The following is a 23,083-nucleotide window of genomic DNA, read 5'->3' on the forward strand; positions in this document are numbered from 1 at the left end:
TCCTTTGTGCCACATCCGGCAGAAAAACAGCCACAGCCCCATTGGTACGAATACTTGTAGAAAGACAGCTACCAGCATTTCTTTCCACAATATTTTCTTCATAATTCATGTCCATAAAGTCTTCGCCCTCATAAGCAGGATTAAAAAGCAGTCGTTCCCACTTATAAATTCTTGGGGGACTAAGGGAATATGTATTCGACAAAGCATTCTCGTAAGCTTCGTCCTCATCCATTCCCCAGTCTGCCAGACTGGATTTGTGGATTTTCATGCTGGAGATACATCCATCCCTCTGTCCAACTTTCATATACAAAACACAGGCTATGCCATCCACTTCTTTATACACGGCATTTTCCAGTGCCTTTTCATGTTTCTTTTTGTTTAAAAGCCGTATAAACAGGTCTCCCTTTACTTTGGGATAATTATTTACATCCTGTACTTTTTTGAAAAACCCTGCATCTTTTAATTTCAGGATTTCATCTGTAACAGTATCTCCAATTCTTTTTATGGAAATACCATCCAGATAATCCTCATATAACTCTTCCGTATGGATTCCACACACTTCTTTACCTTCTGGGCTTACATTGCACTCAACAAATAAGCGGTCTCCCTCTGGAGTCATTCCCGCTTCATCTTTTACTTTAAAATAAATTCGCTCTTCTTGCAGATTTAAAGCATCTAACAGATACGCTCTTAAGTTTTCGACAAACTTCTCATAACTTAAAATTTCACTCATAATTTTTTCATTTCCTTTCGTTAGGATTATACAGATACTGCTTACCACTTAATTATTACGCAGCCTTATCTACCTTTTCTAATAATCAGTGCACTTCCTTTAAATTAACCGTAGTAAAGTTAACCTTTACTTTTTCCATATATACAGAAATCTTATCTTCGATTCTGCTATAGTAGTAGAGTTCTTCTGACAATAATTTTTCTTCAAACACCATACCATTCCTACACTTAAACACCATAGCATTCCTATACTCAATCACCATTTCATTGAGTTCAGTCTTAATATCTTCTAAATTACTCTCATTTGCACTGTAAATTGTACTTTCATTCCCACTTGTAAATAAAATGTACAAATCACTTCCCATAAGCTGTGCCAGTCTTTGAAGGACACCAGGGTAAAATACGGAAATCGCTCCATATTCTTTTGTATTTGTGGAAAGTCGAACCCCCATAACTTTATCACTTTTCGATAAGCAGAATGCTCCATTCTCCATAAAGGATCCTCCCCACTTGTTCTCATCATTAGTACAAATGAGAGGGGGTGCCATCTGGCAGGTATTTTTAAGTGCCTCTTCCATAACAGCCTCTTTTGTCATTTCCCATTGTTCCAAATGCTGATTTTTTATCTTTATGTCTGTAAAATACCCGTTCGTGTTACTAAGCATCATATACAGGACACAAGCGATATCGCCAACATCCTCATGCACGGCATCTTCCATCTCAAGCGAATGCTCTTTCTTGTTAAGAGGTTTTACAAAAAGGTATTTTTTGATTTTTTGATAACTGTCAGGAGTCATCTTGCCCTCTAACATGCTAACCATTTTTAGTTTCTCGATTTCCTCCTGTACAGAATATAAAATTGACTCCATCGAACTCCCTTCCATACAACGCTCATATAAATCTTTCACGTCAATACCGCACAGTTGTTTTCCACTTGAATTTTCAAATGCCTCCACAAATAAGCGATCCTTATTATCTATGGCTTTCTTTTTAAAAAATATTTGCTGTTCCTGTAAGTTCAAAGCATTCAAAAGCTGTTTTCTTAATACCTCAACAAATTCCAAATATCCTAACTTCATCGTAATAATCCTTTCTGCGGCTTCTCTATGACCGCTGATCCAGCATTCAACTTTCAATCTGCAATTCCGTACCATTGATTTTCCTTATATCTTGTGCCATCCACACAGAGCTGGTTTACATATATAATCTCATTGCTGTCAGGTTCTTCCTGGACAAGAATAAGAAGATCATTTTTCCTTCCTTTTGCTTTTGGTTGTTTGCCGCGTACAATTACAAATCCATTATTGCCCACACCTGTTTCTTTACAAACCAGGCTGCACCATGGGCGGTCCGGATGTATTGCCATATACGCTGCTCCCCGTAGTAAAAGTGTTGGAAAATCCAATTCTTTTATCAGTTCTATCTTGGTGCATGAAATTTTCGTATCCCTGTCATCTTCATCCAGATCTCCAAATGCTTTCACTACAAAATACCTAGAGTTCCTCCAATTCGGATAGTGAACAAGACAATCCAGTGGATTTTCCGCACAATGGAATCCATTCTGTCTGCAATTTGCTTCCGTTGTCTCATTGATCCCATATCGTTTAAATTGATAACCCCTGCAACTTAAATTTTTTTCAAACCCTTTGTATGCAATCATATTCAGGCTCCTAAATTAAATAAAGAAAGCTGCTCCGGTTCTTCTTTCTTTTGCGCTGCTGGCTTTGCTGCCACCTTTGCATCTTCCGAAACATCTTTCTTCGTATCTGCATCTTTTGATTTTGCTGACAATGTCCTGATTGATTCCGCTCTTTTCCAGGCTTTCTTTATTGTATCTATTTCTTCCTGTGCTTTTTTCTCCATGTCTTTACGGTCGTCCAACAGGTAATAGTCTATTACCCAGGCAAATACCTCTGTAGAGCCAATCGCTATACCAGCATTTTGCCCCACACCAGTTTTTCCCTCTTTTTTTGCCTTTTCCAGCGCCGTCTCATATGCTTTTTCATGGACATACTCGAGACAGTGTCTCAGCGTCTTATGGGGCTGGAGGATCACATCTTTCATAACCGGATCTTTTCTGGCAAGGTCTAAAAGATACGTGCCAAGCACGGTCGCATACCCTGAATCCTGCAAAAGAAGCATTTCTTCTGTCAGTTTTTCGGTTACTGAACCGGATTGCCGGGTCAGCAAAACCTTCAGCAGAAACTTCCTTTTTCCCGCTATAAAAGCATCTGTGTCCTCTTTGGATATGAAACATTCTTTTGCAAGGCTTTCAATTGCCGCTACATTTTGACAGGTCCGGTAATGTTCTGCCAGGACATTTACTTCCTCTATGCTTTTCGCCAATTTTTCCAGCATATAAAGTTCCTCCCGTCATTATGCCGCTTTGGATGCATGATTTTCCACATTTCCTCCAGCTGCCTCTCTTTGCATTTCCTGGGATTCCTTGTCAAGCTCATTCACCAGATTCAGCATTACCCGGCGTACCCAAAGGTTTCCATTCCACTTCTTTTCAAGGGCCTCCGCACTCTCAACAATGTCTTTCCACACACTATCATCCAATGCACGATGTCTGTATTTCTTGTAAAATGGATAGATCTCATACATAGCCTTTTTAACATCCACATAAATAACAGAATCCACATTAGACAACAATCCCATCAGAACCGGATGCCTGTCATATTTTTGGATCAGCTCATGGATCCCAACAGGTCTTTCTCCTGTGTACAAGCCTAAAAAGTCATTAAATATCGTTCCAACTGTATTTATATTTCTATGTTCCATTCATATCCTCCTCTGCTCTTTTGATTCTTGCTGTTACGGTTTCCGGTAAGCATTCAAACGCTTCTGCAATTGCATTTTTACTGTATCCTTCCAGAAACAGCTTTTTCATCATTTTTTCCTGCTCTTTTTTCTTCAGCTTTTTCAGGGAGGAATCCCTAATCTTATGCTTCAGAATTTTTTTACTTAACGGATGATCCGGTCCATACTGATAGATCTTCCAGGCCTCCGCTGCATTTAGTCCGCAGACAATTGCCATTACCAGGCAATAATAGCCTGCATACTCTTCATTTCTTATGCCCTCACCTTCTTTATAGTTCTAACATTTTTCGGTTCCCGGCATTTTCCATTTATGCATGTCCTCCTTTCTTTTCCTGTTCCATGTTTCTCATCCGACATACTTCTATTTTTTTCGAATTATCCCTCTTCTCCTTCCTTTTGTATTTGCTCCCTTTGCCTAGATTCTGAATTTTTGACAACAAAAAAAGACACCAAAAATCCATTCCAGTTTTTTGATGTCTTTCTATATTTCTCAGATCTATTGTCTCAAATGATTGCTCCCGGTATTTTGCCAGGACTAAACTTCTTCTGCATAGGGTGCTATGCATAAACGATAATTCAATTATAGGATAACACAATATATAGTGCGTGTCAATGTTGCATTTCCGTATATTGTGTTTATGCGTTTGTTATGCGTTATCTAACATTTTCCAAATCCAAGCATCAGGTTCTCCATAACATAGCAGTCCTCTATCACTTTTCCTCTTCATAATAATAAAGGGAGTGCGTTTTTAATGTTGCATAAGCATAAATACGTTTTCTGTCATCTGCAACCAGCACATAGGTCACACCACGCCCATAAACAGAATCATCCCTGGCATAATCATACAGATATTCATTCATATCATCATTTCCGCAATCGAATTCCTGGATTATTTCATCTGAAAGATCCGCCTCATTTAATTCTACATGTTCTAAAGTTGTTTTTTCACTATCCATTAGGGCATTTAATTCGGCTAATGTTTTCTTATTAATATTGTTTCGATAATACTGACAATCATTAAAAGAATCCCTCGTAAGTCGATTTTCATTAAGCTTACTAAAGAATGCTCTTTCTTTTCCCTGGGAAATTAATGTTCCACGACTTATTTTCTGTGGCATTGCCATAGTATCAGCCTCCTTACTTATCATTCTTTTCCTACTATTATTATACTGTAAATTTCGTAAAAAAAACATCTGGAAAACATTGCCAAAATAGAGAAACAGATTTTGGTAAATTAATTTGCCAGTTGAACTATTGTAACATTTTTTTATATTTTGTAAATCCTTATTTTGCTGTCAGTCTGTCAAGGCATCTTTTTATATCCTCTTTTTGCATGCATTCAATGGTCCAGGTGCGTTCTTTTGTCTCCGGCAGATAACTAAGCACTTTCTCCCAGGGAAGGTTTCCGCTTCCAAGCCCAATGTGGGAATCCCGGTCGCCGCAGTTGTCATGGATGTGGACATGACTTACATAGCGAGCCAGGTTTTTCGCCCACTCCCTGACATCCAAAGAAGAATAACAGTGCGCGTGCCCGATATCCAGACACAGCTTGAAGTTCGGCTGGTTCACCTTCTTATAAACATCCAAAAGAAGTCGCCAGTCATCATCAAATACATTTTCCAGCACGACTTCAAGTTCTGTTTTGTTTTTCATAAATTCCTTCCAGAATTTGGCGACATGCTCCGCCCAGTATTCTTTGTAATAAACATACGGGTTCATGCCAGAGTGAAAGACAATCTTCTTAGCTCCAAGTTGAAGCCCCGCCTCATAGCACTGGTTGAATCTTGTCATGGTGGCTTCCCGCACTAGGCTGTCGTATGCACAGGGGTTCACATCCAGAAATGGGCCATGAAGAATCAGATCCCTGGTCCCTATCTCTTTCATCTTCTGCCAGTACGTTTTGATTGAATCCGAAAGCTGATCCAGGTTATCCGAAATGGAAAAATCAATGCTTTCGATCCCGGTTCCGTACTCTTTTACCAATGCTTTCATGTCATCATCTAAAACTAAATGGCTAATATATATCATTTTTTTCCTCACTTTTTTACGAAGCTGCTCCTGCCTCTTTTAAATGGCAGAACAGGCAGAAGCCCCGCAAGGCCTTGCTGCCTGTTCCACTTTTTATTTTACTTTGATCTTAATTTTTTTCGATTTGGAACCTGATTTTACCGTAATGGTGGCAGTTCCTTTTTTCTTTGCAGTGATCACACCTTTTGCGGTAACGGTTGCCACCTTCTTATTGGAAGTGGTATAGGTTACCTTCTGCAGGGAGGTGATCGGGCTGATGACTGGCTTTAAGGTCAGCTTCTTGCCTTTTTTCAAGGTTGCCTTAGACGCAATGCCTGTGATCTTGGTTGTCTTCACCGCCGTCTTTTGAACAGTCACATTAATCACCTGTTTTTTACCGCTCGCCAGGGTGATGGTGACTTTTGCTTTTCCAGCCTTTAAGCCTTTTATGGTACCTTTGCTGGTCACTTTTACGATCTTTTTATTGCTGGTAGTCCAGCTCTTGATGGAATCCCCATTTGCCAGACCGGTTACCTTCACTTTTGTGGTAGACTGTTTTACCTTCAGCTTAATGCTAGAGGCCGTTACCTTGATGGTGGGGGTAAGTTTACTTCCCACTGTACGGGTTTCCGTTTTTCCCTTGTTGCTGGTGCGCTTCTGGGTTTCCGGGGCAAATACGGTTGCCCCCGATACGGTTGTCCAGGGGCCAAATACCTCCGGGACTTCCGTTGGTGTCGGAGTCGGCGGAACGGGTGTCGGGGTAGCTGGAACCGGAGTTACAGTTGGTGTCGGGGATGGAGTATCAGTACGCTGTACCACAATCGTATAATCCGTTGTCTTTCCAGACTTTGTGGTTACGGTAACTTTTACCTCTGCTTCCGCCTCTGGATTGGTCTTATCAAAATACATGGCAATTCTGTGTGCTGCGCCACTTCCAGTTACTTTTCCAAGTACCGTTACCCTGCTGGTACCGCGGATTCCCACAGCGGTGACGGATGCGCTGCTGTCTGCCGGTTCTGCAAAGATATTTAAAAACTCCCTGCTCTCTTTATAGATTGCCCGGTAGCTGGTTGTCGCGCTGCTAAATTCCGGGGACAATGAAATCCGGTTTGCCGTATTGGAGTAGGTATTGCTGGTGCTAAGCGTCATGTTCGCCAAAACCGGCGTAGAAATATCCTGGGAAATGTGGAAGGTATATTCCCGGCTCTTTCCCTGGCCGCTTACGGTTACCTTTATATCTGTGGAGCCGCTGCTTACATCCGCCACAAAGCTTCCTGCATACGCCTGTCCATTTACGGTTATGGTACAGCCTTCCGGTGCTTTCAAAGCAAAGGTTACCTTGCTGGCATTCTCCGCTACCGTTAAGTTATATTTTAAGGTATCCTTTCGGAAGGCAGAAGGCCAGGTTACTTTTCCAGTATCTGCCGTGGCTGTCACGCTGTTTAAATATGCCCCGTTGGTTTCCAGAGCCATCAGGTAATTGGAATCATTTTTGTAATAAAGGGTGCCTTCCCGGTCTGCACAGATGGTACTGATACAGTATTCCTGCTGGTCACTTGCCGGACGGAAAAGCTCTACGGCTGTTCCGGAAGTCTGTCCCGGTTCATCGGATAACATATAAATACCGCCTGGTTTTGCATTGTAGGTAAAGTACAGATAGACTCTTCCATCTGTCTGTCCATCTCCATTATAATCCTGGTTTTCGTAGGCCGTGGACAGAAGAGGCGCTGCCTGGGGATAGCCTGGAATGGATACGTTGTATGCCAGGGAAATCCCGGAAGCGGTTTCATTTAAGACTGCAAAATGGTGACCACCATCGGAATTGAACTGGCCACCGTTTCCGCAGACACCTACATAGATCCTTCCCTTATAAACAACCGGGGAAGCGGTTGCCATGCCGCCAAGGTTATAGCTGCTGGTGCTTCCAAAGGTGCCGTCTGCATTCATCTGCACACGGTACAGATACCCGCCTTTGGTGGTGAAATATACATAACCATTGTTATAAACAATAGTGGAACGGATATCCCCATGGCTTGTCATCTTGTCCAGGAGCAGTCCGGTGTGAGTGTTCACAGAATATAAAATGGCGGAATTGGTATCTGTTCCTTCTGAAGAACCGTCGTCGGAACCAAATACCAGGTAATCGGATGAGGCATAGGAACCAGCCCAGTAAAAGCCGCCCTTATGGTTGTATTTCCAGGTGCAGTGTTTAATTTCTATTCCTGTGGATGGATCCTCGTCTGTAACAGACAGACAGAAATAAGAGCCTGCTGTAGTCTCGGAGTTCCAGGTTCCCGTGTAAATATATCCATCCTTATACGTGATCGGGGAAAGTGTCTGACCACCCAGGGACTCACTGATCCATAAAGACTTTAAGGAAGTGGCACTGACTGCCTGAATCTGACCGCCTCCGATCTGTGCAAACAGCATTCCCTCTGCATAGGTAAGAGGAATCATGGCATACTGCATGTTTCCAGAGAGCTGTTCGCTGGTCTGAAGGATTTCCCCTGTGTTTTTATCCAGCTTATAGATAAACTGTCCAGACGCTACATAAACTGCTCCGCCCAGGATCAGTGGTGGTGTGATGGCAGCCTCCCAGCCCACTCCGATCCTTGTGTTCCATTTTAACAGGGTGGAATCCGCACTGGTCGGGGTACTGCTTCCGGTAATGCCGTTGTTCGTATCACTATTTTGGAAATTGATCCAGTCGTTATCCGTGATCTCCGGCTGTGTGGCATCCTGTTTTACCAGTTCTGCGGTAATATCGCTAACCTCGCCGCCGGTAAAGCTGCCCTGTTTAGAAATATAGCCATACTTGGAGATGTTCCAGGTATAAGCTTCTCCCTGGAGGATATTCTCATAAACCATCAAGGAATCGGCGGAAGGGGTAAGGCGCTCCCCATCCTTGTCATATACGCTGATGACCGCATCCTCCGGGGTTACCTGGAAACTTACTTTGTCACTTGTGCTTTTATGCACCAGGATGGTGTAGGTTCCTGTGGAGGTATAAGTCTTTTCTGCCAGGGCAGGATCCGCATAGGTGTTTGCCTCTGACATGGAGAGTGTCACTTTGGTATCACCGGTGTCTGCCAGTGGAACGCTCACAGCCGTATCTGTAGAAGAAAACGGAACCTCTTTTACTTCGCCTGTGGTTACATTTTCACTGGAAATGGCAAGCTGATACCAGTTACCGGAAAATGCCTTTGGAACCACCTGTAAAGAAGCAGTCGAAACCACTACCGTTGTCTCGTAGTCCCTTGTAGTTCCTGTGGTATCAAATTTGGGAAGGATATTTTTTGCCAGGTCTTTGTCGTCCGGCAGGTAGGCCTTGAGATCGGAAAGGTCAAGACGGCGTTCTACCAGGATCTGGTAAACCTGTTTGTCACCTTCTGTTCCTGCGGTAATGGTATAAAGTGCTCTTTTTGAGCCATTCCCTCCTGAGGAAAAGACAGAGGCACTCACGTTGTAACGTGTCCCGTCTTTATAGGCGCTTGTGGATAATTCCAGGTTCTGTTTCTGTCCATCCAGCCCGGTGGTTTCCAACTGAATGGCGGAACCATCTGGCGCATTTCCAGCCAGATCTGCTGTGATCCAAAAAGATGCGGAATCCATGTTGGAACCATACTCTGCTACATAAACCTTGCCGCCAAACTCTGCGTCAAGGTCGGCAGAACGCTTCAGGGCTACGGTGGATACTCCGCTCTGACTGGTGTATAAAGTCAGGTTCTGAAGGTAGCCGCCCTCATCCTGCATATCGGATTCCAAAAGAGTCGTGGGATCCGCTTCGCCTTCAAACCCATCCTGGGAATCCGGTGCCACAAAATCCTCTTCCCCTGAAAAGTCCTCTTCTGCTTCCCCGGAGGTAAACCCGGTAAATTCAGAAACACTTGCAAATGAATCCTCACTTTGTCCGCCATCTGGGTTTTCTTCAGGTTCTTCTAAACTGCCTTCAAAAGACCCTGCCTCGTCTGTAAAAAATCCATCCTCTTCTGCGGCATAAGCCGTGTTTACCGCATACACCGGAAGGTTTCCAGCTAACAGAGCTACAGACAAAAGTCCGGTCAACCATTTTTTCATTGTTGGTTTCATTCTGTTCTCCCTTCTTTTCTTTGCTTACGCCGTTATTTTTGGCTTTTTATTGTTTCTCTTTTTAAACCGTTTCTTCGCCGTTACAAAAAAGACGGCAAAACCAGTTTCCAATACTGCAATCACCAGAAGAAATTTTGTTGCAAGACTTGCTTTTTTGATTCCTCTTGTTACACTTCCCGCAAAAGATTCCTCCTGAGCCTGGTTCTTTCCAGTTGTATTTGTAACTGTGGTTTTGGTTTCTTCGGTAAAACGGTCTGACGCCTCACTTTTTTCTTCCACCACTGGAGAAGGAGCGACTTTTTCCATCACCTTCTCCCCTGCTATGGTATAGCCAGGCTTTAAATCTTTTGCATATTTTTTCCTAGTCCGCTCTGTCCACTTCGGGGATTCTATCTTTTGGGTATCAGCTGTCTTGATATTTCCAAACAAAGAAGTCTGTTTCTCCCCCTGGAGCTTTAAGGATGCCTTGATCTCCCTAGTGGTTTTCTCGCCCTCTTTACCGCCTGCTTTGGATCCCTCCACCAGTTTTAGATTAGATAAGGAGCCCTGGCCGCTTTGTCCTGGGATAGCCGCCTGGGACTTATTTCCGCCATGGTCGGAGCCATGCACCAGGTTTCCAGGGGTACCGGCTATTTTTATATCCGGGATCCGCATGACTAAAGAATCACTTACGTTCCCAGCTGCATCCTTTACCACGATCACCAGATCTTTTTCCCCGGAGGATAATCCAGTCAAGGTAATGGTATTGGTTCCGGCTAATACTTCTGTTCCTTCCCCACCTGTATCCAAGGAAGGTACCTTTGCCCCTGCCTCAATCACCTGGTAATAACAGGTTCCCTTTTCAGAGGTCTTATAGACAGCGGATGCAGTATCTGTGGAAATACGGCTGGCACTGATTTTTTTTAGTACCGGAGCTGTCGTATCGGTAAGTTTCAGAGTAATATAATAGTCTCTGGTTGTTCCATCCTCGGCTTTTACCTCCAGACGGACCTTTGCCTCTTTTTCCTGATCTGCAAAAAAGATTTTCCAGTAAGAGCGGTCTTTATTATCCTTGTTTCCCGTAATGGTCTCATCTTTTTCTACTGTTCCTGCCTTGATGCCACTGATGGCATAAACCTTGACAGAAGCTTTTTCATCCTCCACTTCTGGCCAGATATTCAGGCTCTGGCGTTCACCATCATAGGAGGCTTCAAATTTTTCCTTGTCCGGAGCCAGATCCGGGCTTAATTTTAAAATTCCTTTTCCGTACTTGTCGGAGCTGGAAACATACAGTCCCTTTAAGGCTGTGTTGCTGCTAAGAAGGGTGATGGTATATTCCGTCACCGCAGGATCTGCCGTGATCTTCTGGTAGAATTCCTGGTACCCTTCTTTTCGGACATAGAGTTCATACGCCTGTCCCTGTAAAAGAGAATACCGTCCATTTTCTTCTGCGGAAACCGGGTTTCCCTCTGCATCCAGGATCACCACACTGGCATCCCCCGGCTCAACTTTTAATCCCACGCTCACCAATGCCGGGGTTGGCGTAACGGTCGGTTGTGGAGTCTCGGTGGGAGCTGGTGTCTGTGTTGGTGCTGTGGTCGGCTCCGGAACCGGCGTTGCTGTCGGTTCTTCTGGAGTTTCGGTAGGAGCTGGTGCCTGTGTAGGCTCTGGCTCTACGGTCGGTTCCGGTGCCTGTGTGGGTTCTGGCTCCATGGTCGGCTGTGGTTCTTCGCTCGGAGCAGGCTCTGGCTGTTCCGGTTCCGAAGGCTCTTCCTGCCCCTCTTCTTCGCTTTGTATCACCACTTCTTCTTGCTGTGCATATATCTCATAAGGGACACTTCCGGCAATCAGAGCTGCCGTTAGGGTTCCCATTACCAATCTTTTTTTCATTTACCAATCCCCCCATGTCTCGCCGTTTACTCCGCCACCTACGTCGGCACCGGAATAAAGGGAAAATCGAAGTCTTACCTCATCCCCGTCCGCCGGGAAATAGGAAGACATTCCAACACTCATGTATTCACCGTTCACGGAATACAGCCAGCCAGAGTCCATGGTAAAATCAAACTCTCCAAGCCAGTTGGAATCGTGATCGGATAACTGACAGTTTACTTCCTGCAAATGTGCCATCAGGTCATCCGGAATAGCCGCATTTGCGGAAATGCCTCCCCTTCCGATTGCTTTTAAGTAAAAGCCGCTGGTGGCATCCCCATTGTTTCTCCAGTCAAAACCTGTGTTCTGCAAAAGCCGCAGCAGAACAGAGGATAACTGTTCTCCCTGGTAATAGTCAATAGATGTTGCTGGAAGGATGGTTCCAAGCCCTACCGTACCCGCTTCAATGCTGATGGTGATAGAGCCTGCCACCTGTGGACCTGCGTCTTCTCCCTTATACAGGGTAAAGGGAGGTAAGGTAGTGGCATAGCCCTCTTCGTCTGTCGCCTTGATTTCTATGGTGTTGGCACCTTCTGCCAACTCCAGGCGATATGCCAGGACTCCGGCAGCCGGTTCTCCCTGGCAGGAAAGCCGTTCCCCATTTCCAGTTACCGTAAGAGCAGCTGCGCCCAAGCTATTTCCATAATGGTCGGTTGCCTGAATATAAAAGGTTCGGTAAGAGGCATTAACCGTCTCCCCATCGGTAAGATCCGTGGCAATCTTCGGGTAGTTATCTTCTACCGGTTCCTCTGGACTTTCCGTAGGGGCAGGTGTCGCAGTGATCTGCGGCTCTTCCGGTGCCGGGGTAACAGGCGGCAGATCCTCGTTTGGAGTCTGTGCCCCGTCCTGGTTCCGGTTATCATCCGCATCTGGGGTTTCTGATGGCTGTTCAGAATCGTCCGGATCATCCTGGTTATCATATTCAATCGTATTACTTTGATTCTCTTGATTTTGGTTTGTATTGTTATTATTTTCTGGCGTTTCCGTCACAGTCGCCTGGGGTGTGGGCGTTACGCTTTCCTCCGGCTTAGGCGTTGGTGTCACCGTCTGGGGGACCGGTTCCTTTGTCGGTTCCGGCGTAACCGTAGGAGTCGGTGTCTCTTCTGGAAGAAGCTGGGCCTGTTCCTGCTGCTCTAGCGCTTCCTCGCCGTTTCCGTCTGTCTTGGATCCTGCATAGGCAAAACCAGTTCCCAGATACCCTTTTAAGGAGCTGTCTGCACTGATTCCCTGCACCGGGTTTGGCACCGCCTCTGGCTCACTTTTTAATACACCCTGAGCCAAAAGGGCAACCGCTAGAAGAAATATTAGCACAGGAATAAGCGCTGCCAATATTTTTCTTTTCTTCTTTTTTTCTTTCATAAACAGCCTCCTTTCCTGTCAATAAAGTCTTTCAATATATTTCATAATCCATCTGTCATACCAGTTTGCAGATGCTTTTAATTCCTTTTTTAAGTGACGGATACAGCTTGCTGTATCGTGCCGCTCGGAGGCCGATACCGGATGGGGGCTAAACGCTGCCTTTTGTCCAATCTTTGTTACTTCTTCATAGAGTAATGTGGTCTCATCTGAATACTGTGCGCCATGCTCATATAACACCCTGGCATAACCAGCCATGGCCCGGACTGCCAGTTTGGCGTCCTGGGAGGCAAAGCACTTCCTTCTCTTTCGGTTTGTAAATGCTCTTAAAAATACCACAGCCAGGATAAAAAGGAACATAAATGTATCAAATACGATCAAAAACAGAAGAAGGAATTTCTCAATTCCAAACAATGCCAGCTTTAGGCTGAAATTGGTACGGATGTCCTCTTCCACTGGGGGCTGTGATTCTGTCTCTGGGATTGAAGCAGCCAGTTTTCCTTTTGCTTCCAGACCGGTTTTTAAGTTGGCTTCCTCCATGACACCGTAATAGGAAGGTGTCATTTCAAGAGGGATCCAGCCAAGCCCGTCCACATAGATCTCCGTCCAGGCATGTCCGTTGGTGCCTGGGATCTTGATGGTGTCCCCTGCCTGTTTTCCCTCTATATCCTGCGGCGTAATTAAATACCCCTCCACGTAGCGGGCAGGAATGCCATAATAGCGGAACATAAGAGCCGCTGCTGTCGCAAAATGAACACTGTGTCCGATCTTGGAGGTGGTTAAGAAATTCTCGGTAAAATCCCCCTCTTCTGAAAATACATCGGTCTGGGAGCTGTAGGTCATGTTCTTTTCCAGATAGGAACGGATCCTAATGATGGCTGTATAATAATCCGTGTGTCCCTCGTCACGGTTTCCGCCATCTCCAAGCTCTGTTTGAAATAGAGTTTTTAAAGAAGCTGGAAGAGCGGTATCTTCCTGATAAACGAAGGTATTGTAATAGCTCTCCTGGCTTCGGTAGGAACTGACGGCATCTGTGCTGCCATCCCTGGTACTGTTGCCAGCAGTCAATGTCTGATAGACTTTTGCCCCAAGTGTGGTAAAATCACTGACCAGATTTCCAAGGGAGGAAAAGCGATAGGTTCTTTTTCCAAACAATCCTCTGGCGTTCAGGGTACTGTCTGCCTGGGCATTTTCGCCAGTATAGCCCTCCGGAAGGTCCGTAAGTTCATAAGGGGTATAGAGGTATTTACTGCTTGCAATTTTATTCTTTATGGAGATGATTCCCTTCTCACTGGAAAGGGAATCGTCCTGGATCAGATTTCTTGCATTCTGAAGCTGGTCTTCCCCATAGAAGCCATCCTTATGAAGCCAGTAAAACAAGTCTTTTTCTTCATAAGCCTTTTCCGTGGAAATGCTCTCCCAGGAGGAACCGTCGTAAACACTTCCCACAAAACCGCGCAGGTACAAAGAAGACGGCTGCTCCATGGTCACCTCCAGTGCAGTATCAGAAGACGCACTCCAGGATCCCATCTGCTTTAAATTTCCATCCGGGAGGGAATTGGCTTTCTGTCCTTTATAACGAAGCCTTAAAAGTCCATTTAATGCCTCTTCTTTGGCACTTGCCACAAGCTTAGAATCCTGGTAATCGTTCTTGGGCACCAGATTTTGAAGGAATCCTCCTCCGGCAGCGGAAACCAGAAGAAGCCCAAGTGCCCCTGCACAAAAAGCGGACACGTCAAAAGCGGTACCGGATTTTCCCCCTTTGTTTTTGGTCATATAGTTTAATTCTAACAGGATTCCGGCGTAAAAGCCAAGACAAAGCCTGGTATCTGGAAGCAAGCCTGTTTTTGTCAGAACCACCGGAAGTACTGCTGCAAAAAGAAGGAGCAGCACATACAGCCGAAGCTTCAGAATTAAGAAGCCAAGCAACCCACATACAATGCCAAGGAAAATAAGAACTGCCAGCTCTCCATTTGCATTCCCAGATTCCTTTATCTGGTAAATGGTAAGGTAAATCCCTGCTTTTTTCCCAAGAACATCTGCAAGCTGGTTCCAAAGTGAAAGGAATCCATTTAAGAGCGCACCTGAAAAAACGGTCAGGCAGATTCCAGAAGCTGCGCTTAAAGAGAAGACCGCAGCAACCAAATGTTCCCGAAGCCCCAAAAGAAAGCCACAGAGAAGGGCGGTGACAGCGACGCTCATCAAAAAAGGAATCCCATTCACAGACGGAATCAGGGTATGAAAAAGCGCAAAGGTTCCAACGCCATTTACCAGAAAAATCAGGACACTTTCCAGCAGGATACCGGGCAGGTATCTTCTATGTTTTTCTTCTTGTCTTGTGATCCATACTTCCATGTGATGGTTTCTCCTTTATCCGCTGCGATTCCACAGCCTACAACGGTTACCTCGCCCCGGGTTCGAAGACTTCTAAGATCTTCTTCCTCTGGTGCGCCCGTAATATAAATATAATTTGCAAATCTTTGCTGTCCCGAAGTGTGAAGATATTCTGTGATGGTACAGGGCTTTTCCCCCTCCCCTGTGTGACGGAGGAATAAATAGAGAATATTTTCATAATCCTCGCGGGTGCGTATTTTTTCAATGTAAAAATGTCCGGTACTCTGGTCAAAAACGCCTGCCTGGCAGGAAATGCCCTGTTCCATAAAGCTATTTAAAACTGCGGCAAACACTTCACCAAGCGTCTGTGCTACGGCTGGGGCTTTTTCCTTTAAATATGGCTCTGCCAGGATCAGGACCGTATCATCCACCGGGAAGCTTCTCTGGCGGATCATCATTTTATCTAACTTACCCGTCAGCTTCCAGTGGATCTGACGAATGCTGTCCCCCTCCTGGTATTCCCGGATATCAAAGGTCTCCCCCGGATCATCCCCAGGACGGGCTCCCGAATAGCGGAAGCTCTCCATGTCAAAGCCCTCTTTTGTGAGAAACCGAAAATCTTCCTTTTGCTCACAGGGCATCACCACCGTACAGGCGGACAGCCCCGCCTTCCTCTTTTGCCCTGCCAGACCAAAGAAATCATAGGAGCGCCAGGAGTGTAAGGTGGCGTAAATACAGCCGCACCACTGGCTTTTTCCCTGGAAGTCAATGGCTTTTTTTCCTCTTCCTTTAAGGGAAAATGAAAATGGAAGCTCCATCTGCTCCCCAGTAAAATGATTTTCCAAATGCAGGCTGCCTTTTCCTAAAAATACCGGAAGGACAGAGTCATTTACGATCTGAAGCTTTCCTTTCCAGATTCCATCCTGTTCCGCTGCTTTTGGGAGTTTTAGCTTCATGGTGACCTTTTTTCCGCAAAAGAAACCAAGCAGCAAAAAAGCCACTACTGCAAGCGCGGATAAAAGCAACAGGACGGCATATACCCAGGCTCCAGTAAAAATGGCAGCCAGGGCAAGCAGTATGAACCATATAAGTAGTAAAATCCTGTTTTTCATTCTCCCTCTACCTTCGGTGCCTCTGTATCCTTTAAAATCTCTTCTAAAATGTCCTTCGCACTCTGCTCCTGATATCTGGCTCTGGAATCCAGGATCATGCGGTGTGCGGTTACATCTGTGAATACTCTTTTTACATCTTCCGGGATCACGTAATCCCGTTCTTCCATGAACGCAGCCGCCTTTGTCATACGGCATAAAGCCAGGGTTCCACGGGGGCTAAGACCAAGTGTAATCATAGGATGGTTTCTGGTTGCCTCTGCAAGGGTTGCAATATAGTTCAAGATGGAATCTGCCATATATACTTTTTGTACCTGATCCTGAAGCATAACAACTTCTTCTTTGGTAATAACCGCTGTTGCTTTCTCCAGCGGATTTGTGGTCTGCCGGTCCCGAAGCAGCTCTACCAGGTTTTCGTGATCCGGATAGCCCATGGAAAGGCTTATCATAAATCGGTCCAACTGGGATTCCGGCAGCATCTGGGTTCCAGAAGATCCGGTAGGGTTCTCTGTAGCAATGACTACAAAGGGCTGGGGAACGGGATGTGTCTCGTTATCCACGGTTACTTTTCCTTCTTCCATAACTTCCAGAAGGGCTGCCTGGGTTTTGCTGGAGGTACGGTTGATCTCGTCCGCAAGGAGCATATTGCACATCACCGCACCTGGGCGGTAAATGAATTTGCCTGTCTGTTTTTCGTACATGGTAAATCCGGTTACATCAGAAGGGACTACATCCGGCGTAAACTGGATCCGGTTAAAATCCATTCCCATAAGGCGGCAAAGTGCCAGGGCTGTGGTCGTCTTTCCAACGCCTGGAACGTCTTCCAGAAGCACATGTCCTCTTGCCAGCACTGCCATGATGATCTTATCCGTAACTTCTTTTTTTCCTTTTATAATGGTTCCAAGCTCCTTCTGAAGCTGTCTGATCTTATCTGCCATTTCTTTCCTCCTGCCCTTTTTACTGGCTGATCCAGGTTCTTTTTCTTTTGTGTCAATTGGTATCACTCATATCATAAAAACTGGTTTTGCCATTTAAAAACCGGCTGTATGCCGCCATTGCACAAAACGCCTGGTCGGTAGCCATGGGATCGCTGTCCCCGTCTAATAAATGTGAAAAGCTTCCATCTTTTTTATAATACTCCATCAGGTTGTCGTAAAGCCCTTTTTCCTTTTTCTGGAAACGTTCATCTTTATTGCAGTCGATTCCATACGTGCTAAGCGCAAGGATTACCTGGGAAATGGACTCGGAGCTTTTATCCCCATACGCCTCATAGCCGCCATCCTCTGCCTGTGCATCCGCTAAAAATTCCACGCCACGGTCAATGATGGCACTGATTTCTTCCTCTGTGGCATAGGGCTCTAAGCACTGTAAGGTCATGGCAGTCAGATCCACATCTGCGGTATCGGAGCTGTCATCTAAGGAAAATCCGCCGGATGGCTTTTCCTGTTTCACTATGTAGGTCAGATACTTTTGTTCCAGCTCCCCATCTATCTCCAAGCGGTCCGCATTTAAGGCAAGAAGGGCATACACGGCTCCATTTAATCCCTGTGCCGTAACAGCCTCAAAATCATCTAAAGGCTTTCCAAGGTCATACCCGCCAATATCGGAAGGATCGATCCCGATGGCCTTACAAGCCAGGACAGCCCTTGCATACTCAGTATAGCGGTTTTCACTTAATACCCCTTCCTGCTCCTTGACACGCTTTTCTAAGTTTGCCCTGTATTTTTCGTAATAGCCGTCCTCTGCCTCTTCCCCGGAGCGTGCCAGTGCGATCACCGTCCACTCACCGCCGAGGGAATCAGAAGCCGGGGAGGGAATACTTGTCTGTTCATAGGAAGCCGTTTTCTTTAATGCTTCCTCTAAGGACGGAGTACCGCCACAGCAGCCGGATAACAGGCTGATGGCAGCAGCCGCCGCCAGGATTCCGGCAAAATAGCATTCCTTCCTTTTCTTTTTGGGATTTAACATTTTTCGTTTCTCCTTTTTTTTAATCAAATTCCACTTACATCTATTTTCTATTATCGGTTCTCTGATTCTTGTATCAGACCATATTTCACCTTGATCCGCTCCAGCTTTTCCAGAAGCGGGCGGCTAAGCAGCCACAGGAAAATCACGGTGGAAGCTGCATGTACCAGATCCACCGGAGCACCTGAAATGTAATAAGCGATCAGGCTGCTTTTTGTAATGTACCCGTAGGACATGAGGACACTGGCAGGGTTCATAATGCCGCCATAAATTAAAAAGACACTTAAAAATCCGTAGATACAAAGATCGAACTTCCTGGCTTTTAAAATCCCCTTCTGGTACAGGATCCCTGCCAGAAATCCAATCATGCCAAAAGCAAGCATCTGCCAGGGTGTCCAGGGACCCTGCCCCATAAACATGTTGGAGATCAGCATGGTAAGACTGCCAACTAAAAATCCAGCCTCCCCGCCAAAGGAAATCCCGGTTAGGATCACAATAGCAGCCACAGGTTTGAAGCTTGGCACCATGAAAAAGGCGGCACGTCCTGCTACGCCAATGGCAGCTAATACGGAAATCACCATGATTTCCCTGGCCTTTGGCTTTCTGCCCTCAAACATCATAAAAAAGGGAAGCATGGCAGCCACTACTACGATCAGGCTACAGAGCAGGTATTTCCGCCCTCCCCATATCTTCACGGAGAAGAATAGAAGGATTGGTACCACGATCAGCATGACCGCGAATGCAAACCAGGTGCGGCGGCTTACCTTTCCCTGGCGCTCCATCTGGCGGATAATCATTCCGTCAGTCGGAAGGGTGTATTCTTCCAGTTCTTCAGAAGGAACTTCATTTCGACGGAAAGGATTTGGTTTTCCAGAGTTCTTTAAACGGGTGACATCCGAAGCTGGTTCTTCTTCCCCAAAGAATTCATTCAGGAATTCATCTAACTGGGATTCGTCAAGCATGACACCACATCCTTTCCGGTAACTGCCTCTGGAAACAGCCCTCTTGCCATACGGTTTGCCGCAGTGGTATAGAAATTATTTCCAGCGAAAAAGTCTCTTGTCTTTTTACTTGTCACAATATTTCCTTCAAAGAAAAGACCTGTCGTATCCGCATATTCTGCTACAAATTCCACATCATGGGAGATCATGAAAATGGTCATTCCATGAGACTGCAGTTTCTTCAGTATCCCGCCAAGCTCTTCTTTGTATTCCGCGTCCATTCCCTTGGTAGGCTCATCCATAAGAAGGATCTTCGGACGAAGGAGAAGCACTTTTGCAAGGGCAAGCCGCTGCTGTTCCCCGCCGCTTAAATCATAGGGATGACGGTCAAGCAGTCCATCTAAATGGGTAAGGCTTACGATCCCTTCAATGGCTTTTTCCTTTTTCATGGAAAGACTGTACTCTTTGGATGGCTTCTCTTTCTTTCCGCCGATCACGGAATACAGGTCTTCCAGTACTGTCTTTTTCAGGAAAATGCTCTGGGGATTCTGGGGCATTACCCCAAGATATCCGCAGTACAGCTGATTATCCTTAAAGGAGCGGAGGTCTTTCCCCTCCAAATAAATTCTTCCTTTATAGGGCTGATGGACACGGCTAAGAAGAGACAACGTAGTACTCTTTCCTGTTCCGTTTCCGCCTACAAGGGCGTAGAATTCTCCCTTTTTTACTTCTAAGGATAAGTCTCTTACTACGTCGGGACTATCCTTTTCATAACGGAACCATACCCCCTTCATCTGGATGGCTGGTCCTGGTGTATTGTTTTTCGATTTCAAGCCTGCAAAAATCCCTTTTCCTTCGGATCCGGCTGCTTCGCCGGGAAATTTATTATCTTGGGCATGAGTGAATCCGGCAAGCCTTTGGTTTGCCTGTTGGATCTGCTCTCTGGTAATTCCTTTTTCTTCTATGTAATCCCGGATCCATTGTCTTCCCTGGCTTACGGTAAGGGGACAGGTAAGACGGCTCCTGGTCTCCACATAAATCTGCATGGGAACCGGCATGGAAAGAAACATACCGTGTTTTTCCCTGCCAAGGGCTGTCCCGATCTCCCTTGGAGTTCCCTCCAGAAATACGCCGCCTTCATCCATCACAAAAATGCGGTCTGCATAGGGGATAATATCCTGAAGCCGGTGCTCCGTCAGCAGGACTGTGGTTCCAATATCCCGGTTTATTTTCTTGACTGTTTCCAGAAAATCCGAAGCTGCAATAGGATCCAGCTGGGAAGTCGGTTCGTCCAGGATCAATAAAGACGGGTGCATAGCCATCACCGCTGCCAGATTAAGCAGCTGCTTCTGCCCGCCTGATAATTCTGTTACATTTTTGTAAAACCATTGCTGGATTCCAAAATAGCTTGCCATCTCTGCAACCCGAAGACGGATGGTGGCATTGTCACAGCCCAGGCTTTCCAGGCCAAAGGCAAGTTCATGCCATACTTTGTCCGTCACGATCTGGTTGTCCGGATTCTGCATGACAAAACCGATTTCCTGGCTCTGTGTCCTGTGATCGGTGTCTTTCAGGGAAACACCCCTGTAAAGGATCTGCCCGCTTGTATTTCCAGACGGTGCCAGTACCGTCTTCAGCTGACGCAGCAGCGTACTTTTCCCACAGCCGCTTCTGCCGCAGATCACATTTAAGGTTCCTTCTTTTATTTTCAGATTTACATGTTCCAGAACCTTGTGCGAACATTCCGGGTATGAAAAGCTGAAATCCTTCACTTCTACAAGATTCATAAAACAGTTCCTTTCTCTTCCAGAGTTTCATAGATTTTTTTGTAAGTCATTTCAAGATTCACAGCACTTTTCCTTCGACTGTGTGAAAAGCTGACGCTTTCTATTACATCGATTATTATTGGAAGAAAACAAAAGATGCCAAAACTTACATAAGTAAGTATCGTCCACGCTTTAGAAGCAACTACTGGGGCCTCATATCCATTTATCGAAAAACCAGCAAGAATAATTCGAGGATCATAAGTAGCATAAGAGGCTCCCCGCATACAGCCTCCTGTGAATACTGTAAATAAACCGATCATAATTCCAAAGACATACTTATCTTTCCGTGTAAAATGATAAATAGAAAAAGCAGTTCTTCCTTTTAATCCATATCCCCTGCTTCTCATAGAATCAGAAGTTTCTATGGCGTTTTCTAGTGCCCATGTAATAAGTATGGATAACATATTTAGTCCTGCATGGATCCGGTCTAAAAGCTTTCCTTCGGAAATGTCTTTTCCCATGGCTTTTTGTCCATTTCGGATAAATTTGAGTTGTCCCAAAAAACTCGGAACAAATCGTAAAGCCATTGATAAAATAAGTGAAAGTGCAGGAATCAGTTTTCCAAATAAATAAACAAATTTGTCTGTTGTCATGATCTTGTTATAACAAGAAAACCACTGAATGACAACGAACATTACCGCTCCAAGAACGATACCATATACAAGTGATTCAAGTGTGATCCAATTTCCGCTGCTTTCTACATAATAGAGCATAGTGACTCCATAATGATTAAAAAGAGGGTTCATAAGCGCTATAATAGTCAAACAAGGTAGGGTAAAAAGGAAACTCTGCTTGGCTGTTTTTTTCCAGCCATTTAAAAGCACAGCATATGAAAAAGCTCCTGCGTAAGATATTCCAAGAAAGACCGGGTGCTGATTAAACATCGAAAAAAGCAACACCACGCAAAAATAGAAAAAATTTATAAATGGATGATATAGAGAAAATGTATCGATCATGAAATTCTCCGCAGAATGATCGATTTTAAATTCTTTTTCATTTATCAATAATGCTTTTGGCACTGATATACTCCCTCTTTAATTCGAATTCATCACAATAATGGTCCATTTTGCTACCCTTATAACATCGGATCGTGCAACTTTTATTGACAATCCAAGGACCTATATATTCTGGATCATGATGAATTTCCAGATATTCCAATTTGCTGCAGCCATGAAATACCCACCTGCCAATTGACTTCACACTTTTAGGGATAAAGACATATTTTAAACTGTTACACCGAAAGAATGCACTGTCTCCTATTTCTTCAAGCTTATCAGGAAGGTGAAGTTCTTCAAATCCGCAAAAGTAAAAAGCTTCATCCCCTATTTTTCTGAGCGTATTTGGAAAAGTGATTTTTTTCAATTCTTTGCACCTATAAAAGGCACATCTTCCAATTTCCTTCGTCTTTTCTGGAAGAACAACATCATTTAACTTAACACATGAATCAAAAACTCCTTCTTGAATTACTGTGCAATTACTATTTTTCTCAAATTTTGCAACTCTTAGATTATTACATTCCCGGTAACATTGTGCCCCTATGCGTTTCACGGAAGGTGGAAAAATAGCCTGTCTTAAACTATGATTTTCTGCAAATGCTCTTTTCTTAATTTCTATAAGAGTAGCGGGAAAATCAATTCCTTTTCGAAACTGACAGCTTTCAAAAGCCTGTTTTCCAATTATTTTACATTGAGGCGAAAGGATTACTTCTTTTATTCTGCCGGCATTCTTAAAGCATCTATCATCAATAAAAACATATTGTTCTGGGATTTTTTTTATTATTTCTTTTTGCTGCTCTTTAGCCTTTTGTATGGTATAATTTCGTTTATCAAAGCGCAGTGTATTCCAACTGGTTTCTTCTGGGTATAAAATCATTTCTTTCTCCTTTTGTTTTTAGGCAACAAAAACAGAGCCTCATTGTACACATGAGCCTCTGACCTCTATACAACGTGTTGGATATGCTGACTCAAAACGTTTCCGCACAGTCTTTCACTA

The 23,083-nt window shown here is 44.7% G+C and carries 19 protein-coding genes; all 19 read right to left on the minus strand.

The annotated features are described in order from the left end of the window. Positions 1 to 733: DUF5688 family protein (locus AB5170_RS17235; RefSeq protein WP_368365116.1), on the minus strand; the 733-nt coding region annotated here is incomplete at its 3' end. A gap of 85 nt (positions 734 to 818) precedes the next feature. Beyond that, entirely contained in the window at positions 819 to 1,811 is a 993-nt protein-coding gene (locus AB5170_RS17240; RefSeq protein ID WP_173735565.1) for a DUF5688 family protein, read from the minus strand. Positions 1,812 to 1,864: 53 nt separating this feature from the next. Continuing rightward, positions 1,865 to 2,392 carry a hypothetical protein gene (locus tag AB5170_RS17245; protein WP_148462997.1) on the minus strand — a complete coding sequence of 176 codons (528 nt, stop codon included), beginning with the start codon at positions 2,390 to 2,392 and terminating at the stop codon, positions 1,865 to 1,867. Positions 2,393 to 2,394: 2 nt separating this feature from the next. Continuing rightward, a complete protein-coding gene (locus AB5170_RS17250) occupies positions 2,395 to 3,090 on the minus strand; it encodes a Cas9 inhibitor AcrIIA9 family protein (RefSeq protein WP_148462996.1) in 696 nt (231 codons plus the stop codon). 18 nt (positions 3,091 to 3,108) lie between these two features. Continuing rightward, positions 3,109 to 3,516, minus strand: coding sequence for a hypothetical protein (locus tag AB5170_RS17255; RefSeq protein WP_148462995.1), 408 nt, complete (start codon positions 3,514 to 3,516; stop codon positions 3,109 to 3,111). Further along, positions 3,506 to 3,772 (minus strand): hypothetical protein, encoded by a 267-nt coding sequence (locus AB5170_RS17260; RefSeq protein ID WP_179962572.1) that lies wholly within the window; start codon positions 3,770 to 3,772, stop codon positions 3,506 to 3,508. Before AB5170_RS17260 ends, AB5170_RS17255 begins: the two co-directional genes overlap by 11 nt. Positions 3,773 to 4,266: 494 nt before the next feature. Further along, positions 4,267 to 4,680 (minus strand): hypothetical protein, encoded by a 414-nt coding sequence (locus AB5170_RS17265; protein ID WP_148462993.1) that lies wholly within the window; start codon positions 4,678 to 4,680, stop codon positions 4,267 to 4,269. A 160-nt stretch (positions 4,681 to 4,840) separates the two neighbouring features. Beyond that, positions 4,841 to 5,584, minus strand: a complete 744-nt coding sequence (locus tag AB5170_RS17270) for a sugar phosphate isomerase/epimerase (RefSeq protein ID WP_148462992.1) — start codon at positions 5,582 to 5,584, stop codon at positions 4,841 to 4,843. Positions 5,585 to 5,677: 93 nt separating this feature from the next. Then, the gene (locus tag AB5170_RS17275; RefSeq protein WP_368361907.1) at positions 5,678 to 9,652 is read right to left on the minus strand and encodes a cadherin-like beta sandwich domain-containing protein; all 3,975 of its coding nucleotides are present in this window, start codon (positions 9,650 to 9,652) and stop codon (positions 5,678 to 5,680) included. A gap of 24 nt (positions 9,653 to 9,676) precedes the next feature. Then, complete coding sequence (locus tag AB5170_RS17280) at positions 9,677 to 11,521, minus strand: hypothetical protein (protein WP_148462990.1); 1,845 nt, start codon at positions 11,519 to 11,521, stop codon at positions 9,677 to 9,679. Continuing rightward, positions 11,522 to 12,919 (minus strand): DUF4430 domain-containing protein, encoded by a 1,398-nt coding sequence (locus AB5170_RS17285; protein WP_173717063.1) that lies wholly within the window; start codon positions 12,917 to 12,919, stop codon positions 11,522 to 11,524. It lies immediately after the preceding gene. A gap of 18 nt (positions 12,920 to 12,937) precedes the next feature. After that, positions 12,938 to 15,271, minus strand: coding sequence for a transglutaminase family protein (locus AB5170_RS17290; protein WP_173772406.1), 2,334 nt, complete (start codon positions 15,269 to 15,271; stop codon positions 12,938 to 12,940). Beyond that, positions 15,196 to 16,362 (minus strand): DUF58 domain-containing protein, encoded by a 1,167-nt coding sequence (locus tag AB5170_RS17295; protein WP_173717061.1) that lies wholly within the window; start codon positions 16,360 to 16,362, stop codon positions 15,196 to 15,198. Before AB5170_RS17295 ends, AB5170_RS17290 begins: the two co-directional genes overlap by 76 nt. After that, positions 16,359 to 17,297, minus strand: a complete 939-nt coding sequence (locus AB5170_RS17300) for a MoxR family ATPase (RefSeq protein ID WP_173717060.1) — start codon at positions 17,295 to 17,297, stop codon at positions 16,359 to 16,361. The genes AB5170_RS17295 and AB5170_RS17300 overlap by 4 nt, the downstream gene beginning before the upstream one ends. Positions 17,298 to 17,349: 52 nt before the next feature. Beyond that, a complete protein-coding gene (locus AB5170_RS17305) occupies positions 17,350 to 18,327 on the minus strand; it encodes a prenyltransferase/squalene oxidase repeat-containing protein (RefSeq protein ID WP_173717059.1) in 978 nt (325 codons plus the stop codon). A 50-nt stretch (positions 18,328 to 18,377) separates the two neighbouring features. Then, positions 18,378 to 19,286 (minus strand): ECF transporter S component, encoded by a 909-nt coding sequence (locus tag AB5170_RS17310; RefSeq protein WP_202030782.1) that lies wholly within the window; start codon positions 19,284 to 19,286, stop codon positions 18,378 to 18,380. Further along, the gene (locus AB5170_RS17315) at positions 19,265 to 21,052 is read right to left on the minus strand and encodes an ABC transporter ATP-binding protein (protein ID WP_173717058.1); all 1,788 of its coding nucleotides are present in this window, start codon (positions 21,050 to 21,052) and stop codon (positions 19,265 to 19,267) included. The genes AB5170_RS17310 and AB5170_RS17315 overlap by 22 nt, the downstream gene beginning before the upstream one ends. Beyond that, positions 21,049 to 22,110: an energy-coupling factor transporter transmembrane component T gene (locus AB5170_RS17320; protein ID WP_226815134.1), complete on the minus strand. Its 1,062-nt coding sequence runs from the start codon at positions 22,108 to 22,110 to the stop codon at positions 21,049 to 21,051. Before AB5170_RS17320 ends, AB5170_RS17315 begins: the two co-directional genes overlap by 4 nt. After that, positions 22,085 to 22,963 (minus strand): leucine-rich repeat domain-containing protein, encoded by an 879-nt coding sequence (locus tag AB5170_RS17325; protein WP_148462983.1) that lies wholly within the window; start codon positions 22,961 to 22,963, stop codon positions 22,085 to 22,087. Before AB5170_RS17325 ends, AB5170_RS17320 begins: the two co-directional genes overlap by 26 nt. Positions 22,964 to 23,083 lie beyond the last annotated feature (120 nt).

Source organism: Ruminococcus sp. RTP21484sp1_RTP21281st1_A8_RTP21281_210402 (assembly GCF_040914025.1).
GTDB classification, from domain to species: Bacteria; Bacillota; Clostridia; order Lachnospirales; family Lachnospiraceae; genus Blautia_A; species Blautia_A faecis.